This window comes from Clavibacter michiganensis (genome assembly GCF_016907085.1).
Taxonomy (GTDB): Bacteria; Actinomycetota; Actinomycetes; order Actinomycetales; family Microbacteriaceae; genus Clavibacter; species Clavibacter michiganensis_O.
On sequence record NZ_JAFBBJ010000001.1, the window covers coordinates 1,040,649 to 1,061,716 of the forward strand.

The 21,068-nt window shown below is 74.1% G+C and carries 18 protein-coding genes; 11 read left to right on the top strand and 7 right to left on the bottom strand.

The annotated features are described in order from the left end of the window. Nucleotides 1-86 precede the first annotated feature (86 nt). Nucleotides 87-1,802 carry an AMP-binding protein gene (locus tag JOE38_RS04775; protein ID WP_204575101.1) on the bottom strand — a complete coding sequence of 572 codons (1,716 nt, stop codon included), beginning with the start codon at nucleotides 1,800-1,802 and terminating at the stop codon, nucleotides 87-89. Between the two features lie 124 nt (nucleotides 1,803-1,926). On the opposite strand from JOE38_RS04775, the gene JOE38_RS04780 reads away from it, so the two are divergent. Then, nucleotides 1,927-2,763: an alpha/beta fold hydrolase gene (locus tag JOE38_RS04780; RefSeq protein ID WP_204575102.1), complete on the top strand. Its 837-nt coding sequence runs from the start codon at nucleotides 1,927-1,929 to the stop codon at nucleotides 2,761-2,763. A gap of 37 nt (nucleotides 2,764-2,800) precedes the next feature. Here JOE38_RS04780 and JOE38_RS04785 read toward each other — a convergent pair whose 3' ends face one another. After that, a complete protein-coding gene (locus tag JOE38_RS04785; protein ID WP_043674885.1) occupies nucleotides 2,801-3,148 on the bottom strand; it encodes a LysR family transcriptional regulator in 348 nt (115 codons plus the stop codon). 141 nt (nucleotides 3,149-3,289) lie between these two features. Here JOE38_RS04785 and JOE38_RS04790 point away from each other — a divergent pair, with 141 nt between their 5' ends. From JOE38_RS04790 to JOE38_RS04815, 6 genes are all read left to right on the top strand, one after another. Then, nucleotides 3,290-3,910: a (deoxy)nucleoside triphosphate pyrophosphohydrolase gene (locus JOE38_RS04790; RefSeq protein WP_204575103.1), complete on the top strand. Its 621-nt coding sequence runs from the start codon at nucleotides 3,290-3,292 to the stop codon at nucleotides 3,908-3,910. Between the two features lie 49 nt (nucleotides 3,911-3,959). Then, a complete protein-coding gene (locus JOE38_RS04795; RefSeq protein ID WP_204575104.1) occupies nucleotides 3,960-4,619 on the top strand; it encodes a hypothetical protein in 660 nt (219 codons plus the stop codon). Between the two features lie 166 nt (nucleotides 4,620-4,785). Beyond that, the gene (locus JOE38_RS04800; RefSeq protein WP_204575105.1) at nucleotides 4,786-5,688 is read left to right on the top strand and encodes an alpha/beta hydrolase; all 903 of its coding nucleotides are present in this window, start codon (nucleotides 4,786-4,788) and stop codon (nucleotides 5,686-5,688) included. A gap of 201 nt (nucleotides 5,689-5,889) precedes the next feature. Continuing rightward, nucleotides 5,890-6,777 carry a dienelactone hydrolase family protein gene (locus tag JOE38_RS04805; RefSeq protein ID WP_204575106.1) on the top strand — a complete coding sequence of 296 codons (888 nt, stop codon included), beginning with the start codon at nucleotides 5,890-5,892 and terminating at the stop codon, nucleotides 6,775-6,777. Nucleotides 6,778-7,023: 246 nt separating this feature from the next. Then, entirely contained in the window at nucleotides 7,024-8,451 is a 1,428-nt protein-coding gene (locus tag JOE38_RS04810; protein WP_239544745.1) for a threonine/serine exporter family protein, read from the top strand. Between the two features lie 92 nt (nucleotides 8,452-8,543). Continuing rightward, nucleotides 8,544-9,779 carry an amidohydrolase gene (locus JOE38_RS04815; protein ID WP_204575108.1) on the top strand — a complete coding sequence of 412 codons (1,236 nt, stop codon included), beginning with the start codon at nucleotides 8,544-8,546 and terminating at the stop codon, nucleotides 9,777-9,779. 12 nt (nucleotides 9,780-9,791) lie between these two features. Here the strand turns inward: JOE38_RS04815 and JOE38_RS04820 are convergent, their stop codons facing one another. Further along, nucleotides 9,792-10,283: a DoxX family protein gene (locus tag JOE38_RS04820; protein WP_204575109.1), complete on the bottom strand. Its 492-nt coding sequence runs from the start codon at nucleotides 10,281-10,283 to the stop codon at nucleotides 9,792-9,794. Nucleotides 10,284-10,408: 125 nt separating this feature from the next. Between JOE38_RS04820 and JOE38_RS04825 the strand changes: the two genes are divergently transcribed. Next, nucleotides 10,409-11,410, top strand: coding sequence for a trypsin-like serine peptidase (locus JOE38_RS04825; RefSeq protein WP_204575110.1), 1,002 nt, complete (start codon nucleotides 10,409-10,411; stop codon nucleotides 11,408-11,410). A 49-nt stretch (nucleotides 11,411-11,459) separates the two neighbouring features. Here the strand turns inward: JOE38_RS04825 and JOE38_RS04830 are convergent, their stop codons facing one another. The 3 genes from JOE38_RS04830 to JOE38_RS04840 form a co-directional block, all read right to left on the bottom strand. Beyond that, a complete protein-coding gene (locus tag JOE38_RS04830) occupies nucleotides 11,460-12,620 on the bottom strand; it encodes a hypothetical protein (RefSeq protein WP_204575111.1) in 1,161 nt (386 codons plus the stop codon). A 173-nt stretch (nucleotides 12,621-12,793) separates the two neighbouring features. Continuing rightward, on the bottom strand, nucleotides 12,794-14,038 hold the full coding sequence (locus JOE38_RS04835) for an acyl-CoA dehydrogenase family protein (RefSeq protein WP_204575112.1): 1,245 nt from the start codon (nucleotides 14,036-14,038) through the stop codon (nucleotides 12,794-12,796). Further along, nucleotides 14,035-15,405: an LLM class flavin-dependent oxidoreductase gene (locus JOE38_RS04840; protein WP_204575113.1), complete on the bottom strand. Its 1,371-nt coding sequence runs from the start codon at nucleotides 15,403-15,405 to the stop codon at nucleotides 14,035-14,037. The genes JOE38_RS04835 and JOE38_RS04840 overlap by 4 nt, the downstream gene beginning before the upstream one ends. Before the next feature lie 272 nt (nucleotides 15,406-15,677). Here JOE38_RS04840 and JOE38_RS04845 point away from each other — a divergent pair, with 272 nt between their 5' ends. The 3 genes from JOE38_RS04845 to JOE38_RS04855 all read left to right on the top strand — a co-directional run bounded on the left by JOE38_RS04845 (nucleotide 15,678) and on the right by JOE38_RS04855 (nucleotide 19,397). After that, nucleotides 15,678-16,676 (top strand): trypsin-like serine peptidase, encoded by a 999-nt coding sequence (locus JOE38_RS04845; RefSeq protein ID WP_204575114.1) that lies wholly within the window; start codon nucleotides 15,678-15,680, stop codon nucleotides 16,674-16,676. A gap of 211 nt (nucleotides 16,677-16,887) precedes the next feature. Next, nucleotides 16,888-18,249, top strand: coding sequence for an MFS transporter (locus JOE38_RS04850; RefSeq protein ID WP_204575115.1), 1,362 nt, complete (start codon nucleotides 16,888-16,890; stop codon nucleotides 18,247-18,249). A 137-nt stretch (nucleotides 18,250-18,386) separates the two neighbouring features. After that, the gene (locus JOE38_RS04855) at nucleotides 18,387-19,397 is read left to right on the top strand and encodes a trypsin-like serine peptidase (RefSeq protein ID WP_204575116.1); all 1,011 of its coding nucleotides are present in this window, start codon (nucleotides 18,387-18,389) and stop codon (nucleotides 19,395-19,397) included. An 89-nt stretch (nucleotides 19,398-19,486) separates the two neighbouring features. On the opposite strand, the gene JOE38_RS04860 is transcribed toward JOE38_RS04855, so the two are convergent. Then, nucleotides 19,487-21,061: a GMC family oxidoreductase gene (locus tag JOE38_RS04860; protein ID WP_204575117.1), complete on the bottom strand. Its 1,575-nt coding sequence runs from the start codon at nucleotides 21,059-21,061 to the stop codon at nucleotides 19,487-19,489. Nucleotides 21,062-21,068 lie beyond the last annotated feature (7 nt).

Consider the following 21,068-nt stretch of genomic DNA (forward strand, 5'->3'; position numbering starts at 1 on the left):
GCGGGGAGGCGAGGGGCATGACGGGATGCTACCGGCCGCCGGGCACCGCTCCCGTCACCGCGCGGACGACCCGCGCGGACCCCGCGTCAACGCGCCCGCAGCCCCGGGAACTGGTCGTCGCGCCACTCGCCGTCGAGCCGCTCGCCGGCGTCCGCGGCGGCCACCTCGCGCTGCCGCAGCTCGACCCGGCGGATCTTCCCCGACGCGGTCTTCGGCAGCTCGCCGAACTCCACGCGGCGCACGCGCATGAACGCCGGGCACCGCTCACGCGCGTGCTTCAGCACGGCGAGCGCGGTCTCCTCGTCGGGCTCCCATCCGGCGGCGAGGTGCACGTACGCCTTCGCGACGTTGAGCCGCACGTCGTCCGGAGCCCCCACGACCGCGGCCTCCGCGACCGACGGGTGCTCGATGAGCACGCTCTCGACCTCGAACGGCGAGATCTTGTAGTCCGACGACTTGAAGATGTCGTCGGTGCGGCCGATGAAGGTGATGGTCCCGTCGGCGTCGCGCCGGGCGACGTCGCCCGTGTGGAAGAACCCGTCCCGGAGCGACTCGGCCGTGCGGGCGTCGTCGCCGAGGTAGCCGGCCATGAGGTTCACGGGCCGGGTGGCGAGGTCGAGGCAGATCTCGCCCTCGTCGGCGGGAGCGCCCGTCACGGGATCCACGAGCACGAGGTCGACGCCCGGCAGCGCCCGGCCCATCGAGCCCGGCACGACGGGATCGCCCGGCGCGTTGGCGACGATGGCCGTGGTCTCGGTCTGGCCGTAGCCGTCGCGGATCGTGAGACCCCACCACTCCTCGATGCGCGCGATGACCTCGGGGTTGAGCGGCTCGCCCGCGGACATGATCTCCCGCAGCCTCCCCGGCCGCTCGCGGATCCCGGCCTGGATGAGCATGCGCCACACGGTCGGCGGCGCGCAGAACGTCGTGACCTCGGCCCGGTCGAGCTGCTCGACGAGCGCGTGCGCGTCGAAGCGCGCGTAGTCGTGCACGAAGACGGTGGCCTCGGCGATCCACGGCGCGAAGAAGCAGCTCCACGCGTGCTTGCCCCAGCCGGGCGAGCTGATGGCGAGGTGCACGTCGCCGGGCTGCAGGCCCAGCCAGTAGGCGGTCGTGAGGTGGCCGACCGGATACGAGACGTGCGTGTGCACGACCATCTTCGGCTTGCTCGTGGTGCCGGAGGTGAAGTAGACGAGCGCGGGATCCGTGGAGGCGACCTCGACGCCCACCCGGTCGGCGGGCGCGTCGTCGGCGTCGCGGTAGTCGGCCCAGCCGGCGGGCACGGCGGCGTCCCCGGTCGCGCCGATCGCGATGCGCGCGTACTCCCCCGGCACGTCGTCGAACACGGCCGTGTGCGCGAGGTCGGCGATGACGTGGCGCACGCCCGCGCGGGCGACGCGATCGGCGAGGTCGGCGGATCCGAGCACGGTGGAGGTGGGCAGGATCACGGCGCCCGCCTTCATGATCGCGAGCATCGTCTCCCACAGCTCCACCCGGTTGCCGAGCATGAGCATGACGTGGTCGCCCCTCCGCACGCCGCGGCCGACGAGCCAGGTCGCGACGCGGTCGGAGCGCGTCGCCATCTCGTCGAAGGTGAGGCTGCGCTCGGATCCGTCGCCCGCGACCACGCGCAGCGCGACGCGGTCGCTCCCGCGCGCGATCCGGTCGAACCAGTCGACCGCCCAGTTGAAGGACTCGCCGACGTCGGGCCACGCGAAGCGCGCGACCGCGGATGTCCGGTCGGTGCGCATCTCCTGCAAGAGGTCACGGGCGGAGCGGTAGGAGGAGTTGGCTTCGGGCATGGGTCCATCCTGCTGCCCGCGCCGTCGAGTCGGGCGCAGGGGATCCGGAGACCGCACCGGTCCGCCGTCGGCTCCGAACGAAATCCGTAGTGCACGAACTCATCACTGAGGGAAGGACGACCGCATGACCGAGATCACCGCCCACCACGGGCTCCTGAAGGACACCAACCTGCACGTCGACGACACCGGGGGCACGGGCCGACCCGTGGTCCTCATCCACGGCTGGCCGCTCTCCGGCGAATCCTGGAGCAAGCAGGTCCCCGCGTTCCAGGCCGCGGGCTTCCGCGTCATCACGTACGACCGCCGCGGCTTCGGCCGCAGCGACAAGCCGCTCACGGGCTACGACTACGACACCTTCGCGTCCGACCTCGACGCCGTGCTCACCGCGCTCGACCTCGTCGACGTCACGCTCGTCGGCTTCTCGATGGGCGGCGGCGAGATCGCCCGCTACATCGGCACCCGCGGCGAGGCGCGCCTGCACAGCGTGGTCTTCGCCTCCGCGGTGCCGCCGTACCTGGAGAAGACCGACGACAACCCGGACGGCCCGCTCACGAAGGACGCCGCCGCCGAGATGACCGCCGGCCTCACGAAGGACGAGGACTCCTTCTACGACGAGTTCACGACCGGGTTCTACTCCGCGAACGGCGTGCTCAAGGTCACCGAGGCGGAGCGCCAGGAGGCCATCGCGCTCGCGCACCAGTCGAAGAAGCACGCGGCGCTCGCGTCGATGGCCGCGTTCGCGACCACGGACTTCCGCGACGACCTCACCAAGGTCACCGTGCCGGCGCTCGTCATCCACGGCGACAGCGACGCGACCGTGCCGTTCGAGGGATCCGGCGAGCGCACCCACCGCGCCATCGCGGGCTCCGAGCTGCACGTGGTGAAGGACGCCCCGCACGGCGTCACGGTCAGCCACCCCGAGGAGTGGAACCAGGCCGTGCTGGAGTTCCTGAAGAAGTAGCTCGCACCACCCGTCGCAGGGGCGCTGATCCTCCGGGTCAGCGCCCCTGCGTGCGCTTGTACGGCTTCGGCTGGCCCTTCACGACGGGCGCGCGACCCTGGCCCTTGGAGGCCTTCGCCTTCCCGCCGGCCGGCGGCTTCGGCGCCTCGGGCGGGGTGGACGGCTTCGCCAGCTCCTCGAGGGCCTCCTCGTACGCGAGGCGGCCGGTCTTCGTCAGGCGCGTCTCGGTGCTCTGCGGGTCGAAGACGGCGCGGCCGTAGTGCTCCTCGATCGCGCGGATGGAGGAGGCGAGCTTCGCGCGCGAGATGCCGAGCTGATCCGCCGCCTTCGGCAGGTGCAGCACCTCGGCCGCGACCACGAAGTGACGCTGGTGGCTGATCTTCACGGGTGGTGCCTCTCGTCGCGGCGGATGCCGGATGTCCCACGGTACAGGCCGGGTCGGGACCGCCCGGGCGCGGGCGGGCACGCCGGGTCGGACGGGCCGCTAGCGTCGAGGCGGCGGACGGCGCCTGCGGGGAGGCACGGCATGGCGGGACTCGAGGTCGTGGCGGCGGTGCTGATCCGCGACGGGCGGGCGCTCGCCTGCCGCCGCGCGGCGCACAAGCCGGGCGCGGGGACGTGGGAGTTCCCGGGCGGCAAGGTCGAGCCCGGCGAGCGGCCCGAGGCGGCGCTCGCGCGGGAGATCCGCGAGGAGCTCGGCGTCGACGTGACGGTGGGCGCGCTCGTCGACCGCTCCGAGGTGCCCGTGGGCGACCGCGTGATCGACCTCGCCTGCTACCGCGTGGATCCGACGGGGCCGCTGCCGACCGCCAGCACCGACCATGACGAGCTGCGCTGGGTGCCCGTCGCCGACCTCGGCGACCTTGCCTGGTCGGCGCCGGACCTACCCGCGGTGCGGCGCCTGGTGCTCGAGGCCCGGCACCCGGACGCGGACTGGGTGATCGACGCGGGTGCGCCGCCGAAGGTCCCTGGTCCCGAGCACGACCGGCACGCGGCGCTGCTCGCGCAGGCGGCCGAGGGCGCGCAGGCATCCCCCGGGGCGCTCGCCGCGGCGGTGCGCGCGGCCCACGCGGCCGGGCTCGACGAGCACCGCATCGCGGTCGCCGCCGGCCTCCCGCTGGCGCGCGTGCGGGATCTCCTGGGCTGACCCCGCACGCGCTTGACCTCAAGGTCGCTTGAGGTGTTCTGATCGGCGCATGATCATCCACGCCGTGACCCTGCCCGCCCGCGACACCGCCGAGGTCGCCGACGCCTACCGGGCGCTCGGCTTCCCGGTGCGCACCACCGACGACGCCGTCGAGGTGCAGATCGGCCCGTCGCGGCTCCGCTTCGCGCCCGACCCCGCGTACCGCGGCGCGCACCACCTGGCGTTCACCATCCCGACGGGCGCCTTCGCATCCGCGCGGGCGTGGCTCGGCGAGCGCGCGGAGATCATCGCGCCCGGCGGCCGCGAGGAGTTCGCGGGGCCCGGCACCTGGGACTCGCGCTCCGTCTACTTCCGCGGGCCCGACGCGCAGGTGCTGGAGCTGATCGAGCGCCGCGCCCTCGCCCCCGACGGCCTGCCGACGGGCCCGTTCCGGGCATCCGACGTCGTCTCGGTGAGCGAGGTGGGCATCGTCGTCGACGACGTGCCCGCCGCGGTCGGGCTGCTGGAGGAGGCCGGCCTGCACCCCTACGGCGGCTTCGCGACGGACGGGTTCGCGGCCGTCGGCGACGTCGACGGGCTCGTGATCCTGGTGGCCCGCGACCGCGCGTGGGTCCCCGAGGGCACGCAGGTCGCGGCGGACGTGCCGGTGGTCGTCGACGCGGGCCTCGGGCGGGAGGTCGTGCTCGGACCGGGCACGCGGATCCTCTGACGCCGGGGCGGGACGCGCGGGCGGGACGCGCGGGCGGGAGTCGGTCGCGCCCCCGCGCGGGGGCTGGGGGCGGCGGGGCCCGAGGGATCGCCGACCTCCGTAGCGTCCACTTCCGTCCGGCGGCCGTCGCCGCGGACCCCCCCCGACCCGATCCGAGAGACGCCCCATGCCCGCAACACCCCCCGCGTTCCGCTCCCGCTCCGCGGCCGTAGCCGCCCTCACGCTCGTCGCCACCCTCGCCGTCCCCACGGCCGCCCAGGCGGCCGCGCCCGTCCACCACACCGCGACGCGCCACGCCGCCTCTCCCCACCAGCAGCCGTCGGCCGTCGACCAGACCGTCGTGCCCGCCACGGCGGATCCGCGCTTCGGCGGCGGCACGATCTTCGCTCCACGCGACACCGGGGGGAAGGTCCTCGGATCGGTCGTCGTCACCCCCGGGTTCCACGGGCGGAAGTCGGACATGGCCGCCTACGGCACCGAGCTCGCCGCGGAGGGCTTCGTCGTCTTCACCATCGACACGCGCGACCGCGCCGACCTCCCCGACCAGCGCGCCACCGAGATGCTCGCGGCGGCGGACTACCTCACCGCCAGGAGCCCCGTGAAGGGCGAGGTCTCCCCGGACCGCGTCGCCCTCCTCGGCTTCTCGATGGGCGGCGGCGGGACGCTGCAGGCCGCGCAAAAGCGCCCGTCGATCAAGGCCGCCCTGACCCTCATGCCGTACGACTACCCGCCCGCGGGCGACCCGAAGGCGGCCCACCCCGCGTACCCGGAGCTGACGGTGCCGACGCTCATCATCACCGGGCAGAAGGACGCGACCGCCATCCCGGCGAAGTTCGGCAAGCCCGCCTACGACTCGATCCCGGCCGGCACGCCGAAGGAGTACCTCCAGCTCACGGGACTCGGCCACGCAGCCGGGATGGGGAAGCCGGTCGCCACCATCCGCACCGCGGTCACCGCTTTCCTGAAGCGCTACCTCGACGGCGACAGCGCCTACGCGAAGGACATCTGCCCGGCGCCGAAGGCCGTCGGCCCCATCAGCGCGTCGACCAGCTCCTGCCCTCGGGGCTGATCCCGCCAGCCCGTCCCCGACGGGATCCCGACGCCGCCGGTACGGCTGCGCATCCGACGGCCTCGGCGCGCGGATCATCCCCAGGCGGGTGCGGCTGGGGACGGCGGGACGGCGGTCGGGGGCCCGTGCCCCTAACGTCCTGCCGCACCCTGTCCGCGGCGATCGCCGCGGGCTCCCGCCCACTCGAACAGGAAGACGCCCATGTCCGTCATGCCCTCCTCGCTCCGCCGCCCCGCCGCGGTCGCCGCGCTCGCGCTCGCCGCGACCCTCGCGGCCCCCGCCGCGGCCCAGGCCCACGCCCCCGCCCACCAGCCGGTCGTCGCGCACCACCACGCGCCCTTCGCGGTGCGCACCACGGTCGTCCCCAAGACGGCCGTGAAGACGTTCGGCGGCGGCGTCATCTACACGCCGCAGGACACCGGCAAGCCCGTCCTCGGCGCCGTCGTGATCACCCCGGGCTTCACGGACACGAACGCCGACGAGAAGGAGATGGCGGAGCTCGTCGCCTCGCAGGGCTTCGTCGCGTTCGCGATCGACACCCTCGACACGGGCGACTTCCCCGACCAGCGCGCCACGGAGATCCTGGCCGCGGCGGACTACCTCACCGGCCAGAGCGCCGTGAAGTCCGAGGTCTCCGCGAACGACCTCGCCTTCCTCGGCTACTCGTTCGGCGGCGGCGGCACGTTCCAGGCGGCGGAGGCCCGCCCGTCCGTCAAGGCCGCGATCGGGCTCATGCCCTTCGACTTCCCGGACGCGAACGACCCGAACGCGAAGTACGCGTCGTACCCGAAGCTCATGACCCCCACGCTGATCATCACCGGCCAGAAGGACGACGTCGCCGACCCAAAGGACCACGGCACGCCCATGTACGCCTCCATCCCCGCCGGCACGCCCAAGCAGTACCTGGAGCTGAAGGGCCTCGGTCACGAAGCGGGCCAGCACGTGCCGGTCGCCACGATCCGCAACGCGGTCACGGCCTTCCTCAAGCGCTACCTCGACGGCAACAGCGCATACGCGAAGTTCATCTGCCCGGCCCCGAAGGCCGTAGGCCCCATCAGCGCGTCGTACAGCTCCTGCCCGAAGGGCTGATCCGTCCGCTCGTCCCGCGCGGCGTCCGATCTCCGGGTCGGGCGCCGCGCGGGCGTGTCCCCCGGGCCGCCGCCTAGGGTGGGAGCGATCCACCATCCGCCCCCGCTCGACGCGGGCCGGCCACCGAACGGAGCGCTGATCGCGCTGAGCACCACCCCGCCGCCCGGCGACCCGCGGCGCCCCCGCCGGGATCCCGGAGCCGCGCGTCCGCCGCGCCAGCGCCGCCGCCGCGTCAACCCGCAGGAGATGCGCGACGTCCGCGCCCGCCTCCGCGGCACCATCTACGAGGGGACCGAGCCCGCGCACGGCCGCCTCGGCGACCTGTACTCCCCGCGCCAGATCGTCGACTTCTGCCTCGACCTCGGCGAGGTCATGCTCGCCTCCGGCGCCGACGTGCGCGCGGTGGAGATCGCGATCGTCGCCGTGAGCACGAAGTGGAACCTCGCGCCGCTGGAGCTCGACATCACGGGCACGGCCATCACCATCCAGTACGCGCCGCTCGAGGGCCCGCCGCTCGTGAAGCTGCGCGTCGTCACGGCCGAGGGCAGCGACCTGCACCGACTGTCGCTCGTCTACCAGATCGTCGACGAGCTGCTCCACGACGACCGCGACATGACGAGCGCCGTCGACGGCCTCGTCGAGGTGCTCAAGTCGCCGCCGCGCTGGCCGTCGTGGATCACCGACGCCGCCATGGGCCTGTTCGGCGTCTCCGTCTCGCTGCAGGCGGGCGGCTCGCTCCCCGGCGCCGTCGGGGCGTTCCTGCTGATGATCGGCGCCATGGTGCTCGGCCGGCAGCTCTCGCGCCGCGGCATCCCGCCGTTCTTCGTGGTCGCCGTGCAGTCCGCGATCGTCGCGGCCGTGGGCACGCTCGCGATCTGGTCCGGCGTCATGCCCGCGGGGAGCGCCGCCGCGATGGTCGCGGCCGTGGTGGTGCTGATCCTCCCCCACGTCACCATCGTCACCTGGGCCCAGGACGCGATCTCCGGCTTCCGGGCCATGGCGCTGTCGCGGGCCATGATCATCGTGCTCATCGTCGCGGGCATCGCGGTCGGCATCCCGGGCGGCCTGGCGCTCACCGCGGGCGTCGACATCGAGGTGGATCCCACCGACATCACGCTGCGGGCGCTCCCCCTCTGGATGCTGCTCATCACCACGTTCTTCGCGGCCGGCGCCACCGGGATCACGCAGGGCGCCAACGCGCGCGTGATGCCCGTCGCCATCGGCATGGCGCTCGTCGGCACGGTGTCGCTCTGGATCCTCAAGGCCGCCGGCGTCCCGCTGCTGGCGGCGACCTTCCTGGTGGCGACGCTCCTCGGCGCGCTCGGGACGGTGGTGGCGGCGCGCGTGCGGGTGTCGGCCACGGCGATCGCGGTGCCCGCCTTCTGCGGATCCCTGCTGCCCTCGCTCGCGGTCGCCTCGGCGCTGCTCAACTCCATGGCCGGCACGTCCGGGGCGACGGGCGCGTTCGTCGGCGCGATGGCGACGACCCTCGCGATCGGCGCGGGCCTCGTGCTCGGCAGCCTGCTCGCGACCCCGCAGGCGCGTCGCCACCTGCGCCGCCGGGCGAAGCGGGTGGTCGTGCAGTCGGTGCGGCTGGACACGACGCCCATCGGCATCATCCGCGACCCGGCGCTCCTCGATCCGCCGGCCGGCGGGAGCGCGGACCGCGTCTGATCGGCCCCTTGGCGGAGGCGCCGGAGGGCCGGGCATAGCCTGGATCCACCTGTCCCCACGAGGGACGCCACCCACCCGCGAGGAGGATCCCCATGGACGTGCACCCCGGAGTCAGCCTGCTGGACGACGACGTGCGGGACGCGCACGAGCTGTTCCGCTCGCTGCACGCGCACCCCGAGCTCTCGATGCAGGAGCACGCGACCGCCGCGGCGATCGAGGCGTACCTGGAGGCGATCGGCGCCGAGACGTTCCGCTCGGGCGGCACCGGCGTGGTCGGGATCCTCCGCAACGGCGACGGCCCGACGGTCGCGTTCCGCGCCGACACCGACGGCCTCCCCATCCTCGAGGAGACGGGCCTCGCGCACGCCAGCCGCGACACGGGTATCGACCCGTCGGGCAAGGAGGTGCCCACCATGCACGGGTGCGGCCACGACTTCCACGTCGCCGCCGCGCTCACCACCGCGCAGGCGCTCGCCGCGAACCGCGACGCCTGGGCCGGCACGATCGTCTTCGTGTTCCAGCCCGGCGAGGAGACCGGCGAGGGCGCCCGCGCGATGCTCGCCGACGGCCTCTGGGACCGCGCGCCGCGCCCCGAGGTGATCCTCGGCCAGCACGTCTTCCCGCTCCCCGTCGGCGTGGTCGCGACGCGCGAGGGCGCGTTCATGAGCATGAGCGACTCGTGGCGCGTCACCGTGAAGGGCCGCGGCGCGCACGGCTCGCAGCCGCAGAACTCCATCGACCCGATCGTCGCGGCCAGCGCCATCGTGCTGCGCCTGCAGACCGTGGTCGCGCGCGAGCTGGATCCGCAGGCCGCGGCCGTCGTCACCGTCGGCACGTTCCAGGCGGGCACGAAGGAGAACATCATCCCCGAGCACGCGGTGCTCGGCCTCAGCATCCGCACGTTCGACCCGGCCGTGCGGGAGCGCGTGCTCGCGTCGGTGCGGCGGATCATCCTCGCCGAGGCGGCCGCGAGCGGGGCGCCCGAGCCCGAGATCGAGGAGATCGTCTCGTTCCCGCTGAACCGCAACGACCCGGAGGCGACGCGCGGCGTCGTCGCGGCGCTCACCGCGCAGCTGGGCGCGGACATGGTCGTCGAGTCGCCGCCCATCATGGGCAGCGAGGACTTCGGGATCCTGGGCGAGGCCATCGGCGTACCGACCGTCTACTGGGCGTTCGGCGGCGTCGAGGCGTCGGCGTTCGGCGGCGCGACCCCGCCGCCCGGCAACCACACGCCGCAGTTCGCGCCCACGATGGAGGGCACGATCGAGACGGGCGTGAGGGCCGCGACGGCCGCCCTGCTCTCGCGGGTCGGCGTCGGCCGCGCGTAGGCCGGATCCTCCCTAGCCGCGGGCGCGCCGGTTCCGCCAGGCCGACCACGCGCCGGTCGCCCACAGCGCCCAGAGCACGAGGAGCGGCTGGAACACGAGGCGGATCGCGCGGGCCGCGTCGGTCTCGAGGCCGAACGCGGGCGTGCGGGTGACGAGCTGCGAGATGTTGCCGGGGAAGATCGCGACGAAGAACGCCGCGACCACGAGGCCGACCCACACCCGCCAGCGGCCGAGGAGCACGAGCGACAGGCCGAGCAGGATCTCGACTACGCCCGACGCGAGCACCACGAAGTCGGGATCCATCGGCAGCCACGTGGGCACCTGCGCCTGGAACGACTCCCGCGCGACGGTGAGGTGGCCGGTGCCGGCCATGATCAGCACGAGGCCGAGCAGGATCCGCGCGAGCGTGCGCGGGATCGAGCGGCGCCCGCCGTCCGGGGCGAGCCGGCGATCGCCCGCGTGATCGTCGGCGGGCGTCGGTCGGGATGCGGGGCGCGTGGTCATGCCCCCAGTCTGACCCGCCGGCGGTGCGCGGCTGTTCAGCGTCGGCTCGCGGGAGCGCGGTCGGGAGCTACCGTCGGTGCCTCGTCCGCGGGTCCCGCGGGCGCTCCCCCACGGAAAGGCCGTCCATGACCCACGTGTCCCGTACCGCCGCACGGATCCTCGCCCGCAAACTCCTCCACCGCCCGGCCCTCGCCGTGGTCGCCGGGGCCGCGGGCCTCCTCGCCCTCGTCGCCGTCTCCCCCGCGGCGTCCGCCACCGCCGACGACACCGTGCCCGCTCCCTCGACCGTCACGCGATCCGCCGCCGACGCGGCCGACGCCGTCGCCTTCTGGACGCCCGAGCGGCTGGAGGGCGCGGGATCCCCCGAGCTCACGCGCGTGACCGGCACCCCGACGTCGCCGGACGACACCCCGTCCGCGGACGAGCTCACCACCTCCGCGGCGCGCGACCAGCGCCGCGCCCGCCCCGTGATCCCCGTGGCGCAGCAGGTGGACCCCGTCTCCCACATCGGCATCGTCGCGTACGTCGTCGACGGCAAGGAGATGAGCTGCACGGGCAACGCCGTCGAGTCGGAGAACGGCCTCACGGTCGCGACCTCCGGCCACTGCGCGTTCCCCGGGAAGGACCCGTCGAAGATGGTGTTCGTGCCCGGGTACATGAAGGGCGAGCCGTACACGGTCTGGCCGGTCACCTCGGTGACGCTGCCGGCCGGCTGGCGCGAGACGCTGGATCCGGGCCGCGACACCGCGTTCCTCACGGTCGGCAGCCCCGACGGGCGCACGCTCACGGAGGCCGTCGGCGCCTCCCCCGTCGAGTTCCACCAGAAGCCGACGCACTACACGACGATCATCGGGTACCCGGCCACGGGCCGCTTCACGGGCGACGCGCCGTTCCTCTGCAGCGGCACCGCGCGCGCCACGAATCTCGAGGGGCAGAGCGGGCAGGAGCTCGACTGCGACATGAAGGAGGGCGCGTCGGGCGCCCCGCTGTTCGACGGATCGGGCCCGGGCGCCCGCCAGTACAGCGTGCTGTCCGGCGGCCTGGAGGAGAAGCCGCTCGTGGTCGCGCCCATCTGGGACCGCGTCATCGAGGCGGCGTACCGCACGGCCCAGTCCCGCGTCGGCTGATCCGGGCGCAGTCGCGCGCCCTCCCGCGAGGGCGCGCGACCCGGCCCCGTCACGGCAGCGTCGTGCTCAGGAAGCCGAGGCCGAAGAAGACCGCGACGAGGGCGATGAGGAGGAGGAGCCCGAGCGTCGGCCGCATCCGGAGCCGACGGCCGGCCGCCGCGACGCCGCGCGACCGGCGGGTGCGTCTCCGGATCCTCCCCGGCTCCGGCACGGCGAGCGCCTCGTCGGACGCGGTGAGCACGGAACGCTCCTCGCCCTCGAGCGACCGCAGCCGGTCGTCGCGCCAGCGCTCCCAGCGGTCGACCTTGGCCAATAGGGCGGCGGTGGCGTCGATCACGTCGCGCCAGCGGTCGGGGTCGAGCGTCACCATGTCCGCGGGCGAGCGCAGCAGCAGGCGGTCGCCGCGGATCTCCACGTCGAATCCGCGCACCCGGTCGACCAGCACCGCCATCACGTCGGGCGTGAAGAGGTAGAGGGCGTCGCGCTCGTAGCCGTCGGGGCAATAGAGCGCGGCGTGCCGGTCGAAGTCGCCCTCGAGCTCGAGGCGCTGCGAGCGCGCGACGTCGACGGTCGGCGTCATGGCACGGCGGAGCCGCGTGCGGTTCGAGATGACCTGGATGTGCGGCAGCTCGCGGCGGAGGCCGATCATCGCGTAGCCGCCGTACTGCGTGATGCCGTCGAACCGCGACCCCTGGTCCAGCTCGTGGTTGCCGAACTCGACGGGACGCACGGTGCGGGGCCGCATGACGCGGGTGACGAACATGCCGCGCGCGGCGGATCCCATGTGCCCGTCGGAGACCGGCCCGGGCGTGTAGCTGAGGCCGTTGGCCCGCCCGAAGCGGGTGAGGCGGTAGTGGGAGCGGATCCTGCTGCGGCGGCGGCGGGTGCGGATCAGGCGCCAGGCGAAGAAGACGCCGGTGCCGAACATCGGGATCGCGAACACGGTCATGCCGAGGGCGTCGCCGCGGGTCTCGGGGTCATCGGTGAAGATCGCTCCCAGGCCGCCGGCGAGCAGGAGGGTGCCCCCGAGCGGGATCGCGAGCACGGCGAGGATGCCCAGGGCGATGCGGCCGAGGACGAACAGCGGCGAGACCAGCACGGGGCAGCGCGCGGCGAAGTCGCGGCGGAACCGCCGGAGGTCGTCGCGGTCGATGCGTCCGGTCAGCGGCGTCGTGTCCAGCTGCGGCCGGCTGGGCGCGTGCGTCGTCATGGATCCCCTCGTCCCGCGGCGTCGCGGCCGCCCGTCCACCGTACCGAGGGCGCGGGCGGCGGCCGGCCGGCCGGGCGCCCCCAGCTCGGGCGGCACGGATCCCGCGGGACCGGCGCGGGGCCCCGTCAGCGCGGGGCCCCGTCAGCGCGGGGCCCCGTCAGCGCGGGGCCCTGTCAGCGCGGGAAGGGCGTCGCGCCCACCTTCTCGTAGGCGGCCCACGCGTCGACGGGGCCGCGACCCGCGACCGCGAACTCCCCGATCGCGCGGGCCTTGTAGATCGCCGGGTTGTGGCTCGCGACGACGCGGGCGTTCCGCCAGTGCCGATCGAGAGCGCGCTCGCGGAACGTGGCGGACGCTCCCCCGACCTCGAACAGCAGGGTCGCGGCGGCGGGCACCTGGTCGACCGCGTGCACCTGCGCCTGGTAGACGGCGTTCTCGGCCGCGTCGAGCGTCGGGCGGTCGAGGGCCTCGCCGGGAGGGGCGGTCGCGACGGCCTCGTCGAGGCGGGCCGCGGTCGCGAGCGTTGCGGCGCGTACGGTGAACGCGGCGGTGGAGATCCGGCCGACGACGTCGAGCACCTGCGGGTCGTCCTGCGGCAGGGCGGCGTTCGCGTGGATGTAGGTGCGCGTGCGGCTCTGCACGTACCCGACCGCGTCGCGCTCGACCTCGGCCGCGATCCCCGCCAGCACCGCCACGAGGTACAGCTGGTAGAAGGCCTGGATGTGGCTCAGCGGTGCCTCGCGGTAGGCGGTCACGGTCGCCGGATCCACCTCCACGCCCTGGAAGGTCGTGGTGCCGCTCGCGGTGAGGGTCTGGCCGAAGGCGTCCCAGTCGTCGACCGCGGTGACGCCCGGCGCGTCGGTGGGGATCGCGAGGGTCACGCGCTCGACGCCGTCGGCAGCCGCGCGACCCGCGGCGAGGTAGATCCAGTCGGAGTAGAGCGTGCCGGTGGAGTAGTACTTGGTGCCGTCGAGGATCCAGCGGCCCTCGCGCTCCTGGAGGGTCGTGGAGATGTCGGCGAGCGTGTTGCCGGTCTGCTCGCTCGTGGCGTTGCCGACGAGGGCGCCGGACGCGATGCGACGGATCCACTCCTCGCGCGCGGGCCCGGGAGGCCGGCGCAGCACGAGCTCGACGTAGCCGAAGTGGCCGCGGAGCAGGTGCCCGACGTTGGCGTCGGCGGCCGAGAGGTCGATCACGAGCTCGACGAGCTGGGCCAGGGATGCGCCGCGCCCGCCGTCCGCGACGGGCAGCCGGATCGCGCCGAACCGCGCCTCGCGGAGGAGCGCGACGGCGTCGAACGCGAGCTGCCGGTCGCGCTCGCGGGCGACGGCGCCGTCGCGGATCCGCGCGAACAGCGGGAGGAACTCCGCCCGCAGGTCGGCGGTGGAGGCGCCCGTCGCGGTCGCCGTGAGCGTCACGAGAACGCTCCCCGGTACGCCGCCGCCGGGTGCGACTCCGGCAGCCGGTCGCGCCCGGTCAGCTTGTGCCGCAGAGTGCCGGGCTCGTACTCGCGCTGCTGCAGGCCGCGCTCCTGGAGCACGGGCGTGACGTGGTCGACGAAGTCCTCGTAGCTGCCGGGGAGGGTCCAGTTGATGACGTTGATCCCGTCGACGCCCGCCTCCTGCCAGCCCGCGAGCACGTCGGCGATCTGCTCGGGCGTGCCCACGACGCGGCCGCGGAGCTTCGCGGAGAGCCGCGCTAGGTCGGCGATGGTCGACTCCCGGTCGCGCGACGCCTCGCGCAGCCAGTTGAGGTGGCTCTGCCCGGCCTGCGTCTCGACCTCGGAGAGCGGCGTCGCGGGATCCAGCTGCTCGCCCGTCTTCGGGTCGAAGCCGAGGTTGGAGTGCAGGAGGAAGCCGTCGGCGCTCAGGTACTCGTCGATCTCGGCCTCGTTGCGCTTGGCCTCCTCCTCCGTGCTGCCCGTGATGAAGGACAGCCCGAGCCAGAACGAGAGGTCGTCCGCGCGACGGCCCGCGTCCACGGCGAGCGCCCGGGTGTCCGCGATGAGGGCGCGGGTCTTCTCGGGCGTCGACGACAGGATGAACTGCGCCTCCGCGTTCCGGGCGGCGAAGCGGCGGCCGACGGGCGAGGATCCGGCCTGGAAGAGCACGGGCGTGCGCTGCGGCGACGGCGACGACAGGTGGGGACCTGCCACCTTGTAGCGCGGGCCCTCGTGGTCGATGCGGTGGATCCTCGACGCGTCCGAGAACACCCCGCGCTCCTTGTCGCGCTGCAGCGCGTCGTCGTCCCACGATCCCTCCCACAGCTTGTAGACCACGTCGAGGTACTCGTCGGCCCAGGCGTAGCGGGCGTCGTGGTCCTCGAGGCCGTCGTGACCGAAGTTGCGGGCGGCGCCGTCGAGCGCGCTCGTGACGACGTTCCAGGCGATGCGCCCCTTCGTGATGTGGTCGAGCGTCGACACCTTGCGCGCGAAGTCGAACGGGTGCGCCTGGAGCACCGAGCTCGTGAACGCGAAGCCGAGGTGCTCGGTGCTCACGGCGAGCGCGGAGATCAGCACGGACGGGTCGTTGCTCGGGAACTGCAGGCCCTCGCGTGCGTTGACGTCGTAGGCGCCGTCGCCGGGACCGTAGAGGCCGACCACGTCCGCGAAGAACATGGCGTCGAAGCGGCCGCGCTCGAGGGTCTTCGCGAGGTCCACCCACAGCTCGACGTCGTCGAACTCGTGCTGCCTGGCGGACGGGTGCCGCCACAGGCCGTGCTGGATGTGGCTGGCCGTGTTCATCACGAAGGCGGCGAAGCGGAGCGGGGGCCGGGCGTCGGGCATGCGGATCCTCTCGTCGGACCCCCAGCGTCGCACGGGTGGGGAAATGCGGGTCCGGCGGGCGTAGCGGGCCGTCACATGCGAGCCGCGGGCGCGCTGTGCAGGAGCGGCGCGCCGGCCGATCCCCCGTCGCTACGGTCGTCGCGGGCCGCGGTCGGCAGGCGCCGGGCGGCCGGCCCGGTCCTCATCCGTCGTCCCGCGCATCGACGTCACACCGGCTCCGACGCCCGTCGGCTCCGTCCCGGCCACGCCGTGGCCCCGTCCGAAGGACCCCCGTGCCCTCTCGTCCCGCCCCCTCCGCGCGTCGGCCCCTCGCCGCCGTCGCCGCCCTCGGCCTCACGACCGCTCTCCTCGGAGTCGCCTCCGCCGCCTCCGCCGACGAGCCCTCCGCGCCGGTGGCCGTGTCCGCATCCGCGTCCGCATCCGGCACCGTCGCGCTCGCCGTCGGCGCGAACACGCCGCTCGTGAGCGTCCCGGTCACGAGCGCCGAAGCCATGGCCGCCGTCGCGCACTGGACGCCCGAGCGCCGGGCCGCGGCCATCGACGCGGACGGTGCCGATGGATCCGCCCCGGCGACCGGCGACCCGCTCGCCGCCTCGGCCGCGTCCACCACCTCTGTCGCCCAGCCGATCGCGCCGGTGCCGCACATCGGCCGCTTCTTCTTCGAGCGCGACGGCCGCTCCTACTTCTGCAGCGCGAACGTCGTCGAGTCCGCGAACCGGTCGACGATCGCGACCGCGGGGCACTGCGTCACGGAGCAGCAGGAGTTCTCGAGCGACATGGTCTTCTCTCCGGGGTACCAGGACGGCGAGTCCGCATACGGCGTCTGGCCCGTCACGGGCGGCAACGTCACGACCGGGTGGTACCAGCGGAACGACCAGGACCAGGCCGAGGACACCGGCTTCCTCACCGTCGGGCGCGACGACGACGGCGCCGACATCCAGAGCCTCACCGGAGCGTCGCCCGTGCGCTTCGATGCCCAGGCCGCCCAGCAGGTGGCGATGTACGGCTACCCCGGCGAGGGCCGCTTCGACGGCAGCGAGCTGCAGCGCTGCGCCGGCACGGGCGACGCGTACACCGCCATGCAGGTCGACCTCGCGTGCGACATGACCGGCGGCGTCTCCGGCGGCCCGATCCTCCTGGGCGACGGATCCGACGGCACGCAGTTCGGCAACGTCGCCGAGCGCTCCAACGACGGGACGCACAACATCGGGCCGGTCTGGCGCGAGGCCGCGCAGTCCGCGTACGAGCTGACGGCGGCCGCCGCGCGCTGAGCAGCGACCACCGGCAGTCCCGCGGGCGGTCGACGGCTCCTGCCGTCGACCGCCCGCTGCGCGTCGCGTGACGTCGCGTGACACGGGTGCGTTACGCGCCGTGACCGCGGGCCTTCCCCCTGCGGGGGATCACGGGCCACGGTGGGCGGCACCCGAGCGGATCCCCGCTCGCGCCACTCCCCTGCACCGCAGCCGCACCGCTGGAGATCCCATGACCACCGCACCGCCCACCGCATCCGCCGCGCCGACCACGCCACCGCCCGCCGCGCCCGAGGCCCCCGCCGACGTCTCCCGCCGACGCCGCGTCCTCACCGCGTCGTTCGTCGGCACCACCGTCGAGTACTACGACTTCTACCTCTACGCCACGGCGTCCGCGCTCGTGTTCGGCAGCCAGTTCTTCCCGAACCAGACACCCGCGGTGGGCCTGCTCTCGTCGTTCGCCGCGTACGGCGTCGGATTCCTCGCCCGGCCCATCGGCGGGATCGTCGCCGGCCACCTCGGCGACCGCATCGGACGCAAGCGCATGCTCGTCTACTCGCTCGTGCTGATGGGGATCGCGTCGACGCTCATCGGCGTCCTGCCGACCTACGCGACCATCGGCCTCGCGAGCGTCGTCGGCCTCGTCCTCCTGCGGCTCGTGCAGGGCATCGCGGCGGGTGCCGAGTGGGGCGGATCCGCGCTGCTCTCGGTCGAGCACGCCCCCGCCCACCGCCGCGGCCTGTTCGGGGCGTTCACGCAGATGGGATCCGCGGGCGGCATGCTCCTCGCGACCGGCGTCTTCGCGGCGACGCGCGTCGGCCTCGGCGAGGAGCAGTTCCTCGCCTGGGGCTGGCGGCTGCCGTTCCTCCTCAGCGCCGTGCTCGTCGGCGTAGGCCTCGTGATCCGCCTCCGCGTGGAGGACGCCGCCGAGTTCCGCGACCTCAAGGCCGCCGGGGAGGTCGAGCGCTTCCCGCTCGGCGTCGTGCTGCGGAGGCACCCGCGCGCCGTGCTGATCACCGCCGGGCTCCGCCTCGTGCAGCCCGCGCTCTACTCGATCCTCACCGTCTACGCGCTCTCCTACCTCGCCCAGAAGCGCGGCGACTCGGGCGTCGCGCTCACGTCGGTGCTCATCGTCTCGGCGCTGAGCGTGCTCACCACTCCCCTGTGGGGCTGGATCTCCGACCGGGTCGGCCGCCGCCGCCTCACCATCGGGAGCGCCGCCGGCATCGGGATCCTCATCTGGCCGTTCTTCGCGTTCCTCGACTCCGGCCCGCTGCTGCTCCTGCCCCTCGTCTTCGCGCTCGGCATGAACGTCTTCCACGACTCCATCTACGGCCCCCAGGCCGCCTGGTTCGCCGAGCAGTTCCCGACGGGCGTCCGCTACAGCGGCGTCTCGCTCGGCTACCAGGTCGGCAGCATCTTCTCCGTCGGCCTCACGCCGCTGCTCGCGGTGCTGTTCCTGCAGTGGGGCGGCGGATCCCCGTGGATCCTGTGCGCCTACATCGGGCTGTACGCGGTGCTGACGATCGCGGCGGCGCTCGCGGCGAAGGACCCGGCGCGGGAGGCGATCGCGGCCCGGCGACGCGCGGGCTGACCACGCGCTGGCTGACGACGGTCGGCGGCTGTGCGGTGCACGGGCCGATCGCCGCGGCCGCTCGTTAGCGTGAGCGCGCGCGGCGCTCGCCGCGATCCTGCTCCGTCCCGCTCCGCTGCGTCCCGAGAGGACCCGCCATGCCCCTGTCCCCGCACCTCCCCCGCCGACGGACGCGGACGGCGGGGCTCACCGCCGCGTCCGCCATCGCCGTCGCCGCCCTGCTAGCCGGCGCGCCCGCCGCGTGGGCGGGCGACCGGACCGTCACGGATCCCGCGACCTCCGCCCGCCCGCTCGAGCTGCACGCGTCGCCCGCGGAGAGCGCCGACGCGCTCGCCTTCTGGACACCGGCCCGGATGGCCGCGGCCACCCGGAGCGAGGACGCGGCCACCACCGTCGACGCCCTCGACGCCGCCGCCCCGTCCGCGCACGACGACGCGGCGGTCACCGCATCCGACGCCGCCTCCCCCGCGCCCATCTCCACCGCCGAGCAGGTCCCCGTCGTCCCCCACATCGGCAAGCTGTTCGGGATCTTCGGCGGCTCCATCGAGACGTGCAGCGCGAACGTCGTCGTCTCCGGCAACCGGTCGGTGGTCGCCACCGCCGGGCACTGCGTCCTCCGCGGCGGGCAGTACGCCTCGCGCCTGATCTTCGCCCCCGCGTACGCGAACGGCCAGGATCCGTACGGGACGTGGGCTCTGAGCGGCGCGGTCGTCGCCGCGGGCTACGCGCAGGACGAGAGCGACCAGGGCGACGACACCGCCTTCGCCGTGGCCGCGCCGAACGAGGACGGGGCCGACATCACGAGCGTCGTCGGTGCGTCCCCCGTGCTCTTCGACCAGGATCCCGCCGAGCTCGGCACGGTCTACGGCTACCCGGGGGCCGGACGCTTCGACGCGCGCACGCTCCAGCGCTGCCGCGGGGTCTTCGAGGCCTTCGACCCGGAGCGGATCGACGTGGCCTGCGACATGAACGAGGGCGTCTCCGGCGGGCCGATCTTCGCCGGAGACGGATCCGACGGCGCCGAGTTCGGGAACGCCGCCGCCCGCTTCGAGGACTCCTCCCACGTCGTCGGCACGCTCTGGATGGCGGCCGAGCACGCGGCCTACGACCAGGCGGCGGCCGTCCCGGCCGTGACCGCGGCGGGCTGATCCGCGGCCGGCGCGCGCCGATCCGCGGCGCGCCGGGCCGCGATCAGCGCCGCGATCAGCGCCGCACCGCCGTCAGCGCCGGGCCGCGATCAGCGCCGCGCCGCCTCGACCGACCGCGCGCTCTTCACGAGGTCCGCGCAGCGCTCGCCGATCATCATCGTCGTGATGTTCGGATTCACGGTCGTGAGCTCGGGCATCACGGAGGCGTCGGCGACCCGGAGGCCCGTCACGCCCTTGACGCGCAGCTCGGGATCCAGCGGCGACATCGCGTCGTCGATCGCGCCCATCCGCACGGTGCCCGCCGGGTGGTAGACGGTGTTGTGGGTGCGGGAGATGTAGTCCGCGAGCTCCTCGTCGGTCTGCGCCTCGACGCCCGGGTACAGCTCGCGGCCCGCCCACTCGGCCATCGCGGGCTGCGCCACGATCTCGCGCGCCAGCCGGATCCCGGCGATGAGCACGCGCATGTCGTGCGGGTCGGTGAGGTAGCGCGGATCCACGAGCGGCTTGTCGCGGTGGTCGCGGCTGCGGAGGCGGACCGTGCCGCGCGAGCGCGCGTGCGTGACGTTCGGCGTGAGGCAGAAGCCGTTCTCCGTCGTCGGGTAGCCCTGGCGCACCGTGTGCATGTCGAACGGCACCGAGCCGTAGTGGAACATGAGGTCCGGCCGGTCGAGGCCCGCCTCGGTGGTCGCGAAGATCCCGATCTCCCACCACTGGGTGCTCTCCGTCGGCATGGGCTTCTTGGCCTCCCACTGGATCACGCCCTCGGGGTGGTCCTGCAGGTGCTCGCCCACGCCGGGCGAGTCGACGCGCACGGGGATGCCGAGCTCCTCGAGGTGCGCCGCCGGTCCGATGCCCGAGAGCATCAGCAGCTTGGGCGAGTCGATGGCGCCGGCCGAGAGGATCACCTCGCGGCGGGCCCGGATGGTGCGCGTCCTCGCGAACGCGTTGTCGACGACCTGCACGCCCGTGCAGCGGTCGTCGTCGTCGAACTCGAGGGCGCGCGCCTTGAGGTCGGTCAGCACCGTGAGGTTCGCGCGGTCGGCGAGCGGATGCAGGTACGAGACCGACGAGGATGCGCGCGTGCCGTCCGCCTGGCGGTTGATCTGGAAGAACCCGGCGCCGTTCCGCACGGTCTCGCCGGTGTTGAAGCGCGTGCGCGGGATGCCCGCCTGCTCGCACGCGTCGAGGAGCGCGACGCCGGACGGGTCGCGGGGCGGCACGTTCATGAGGTGCACCGGGCCGTCGTGGCCGTGGTGGGGCTCCGGATCCTCGTTCGTCTCGAGCCGCTGGTACAGCGGGTAGGTGCTGTCGGCGTCCCAGCCGGTGGCGCCGTGCTCGTGCGCCCAGCCGTCGAGGTCCTCCCGCGGCGCCCAGAACGCGATGCACGAGTTGTGGCTCGAGCAGCCGCCCAGCACCTTGGCGCGCGCGTGCCGCATGGACGAGTTGCCGTTCTCCTGCGGCTCGATCGGGTAGTCCCAGTCGTAGCCGGACTCGAGCAGCTCCATCCACCGGTCGAGGCGGAGGACCACGTCGAGGTCCTTGTCGTGCGGGCCGGCCTCGATGAGGGCCACCTGCACGTCGGGGTCCTCGCTGAGGCGGGCGGCGACGGCCGCGCCCGCGGATCCCCCGCCGACGACCACGTAGTCGTACTCGGTGCCGGTCATGTCGTCT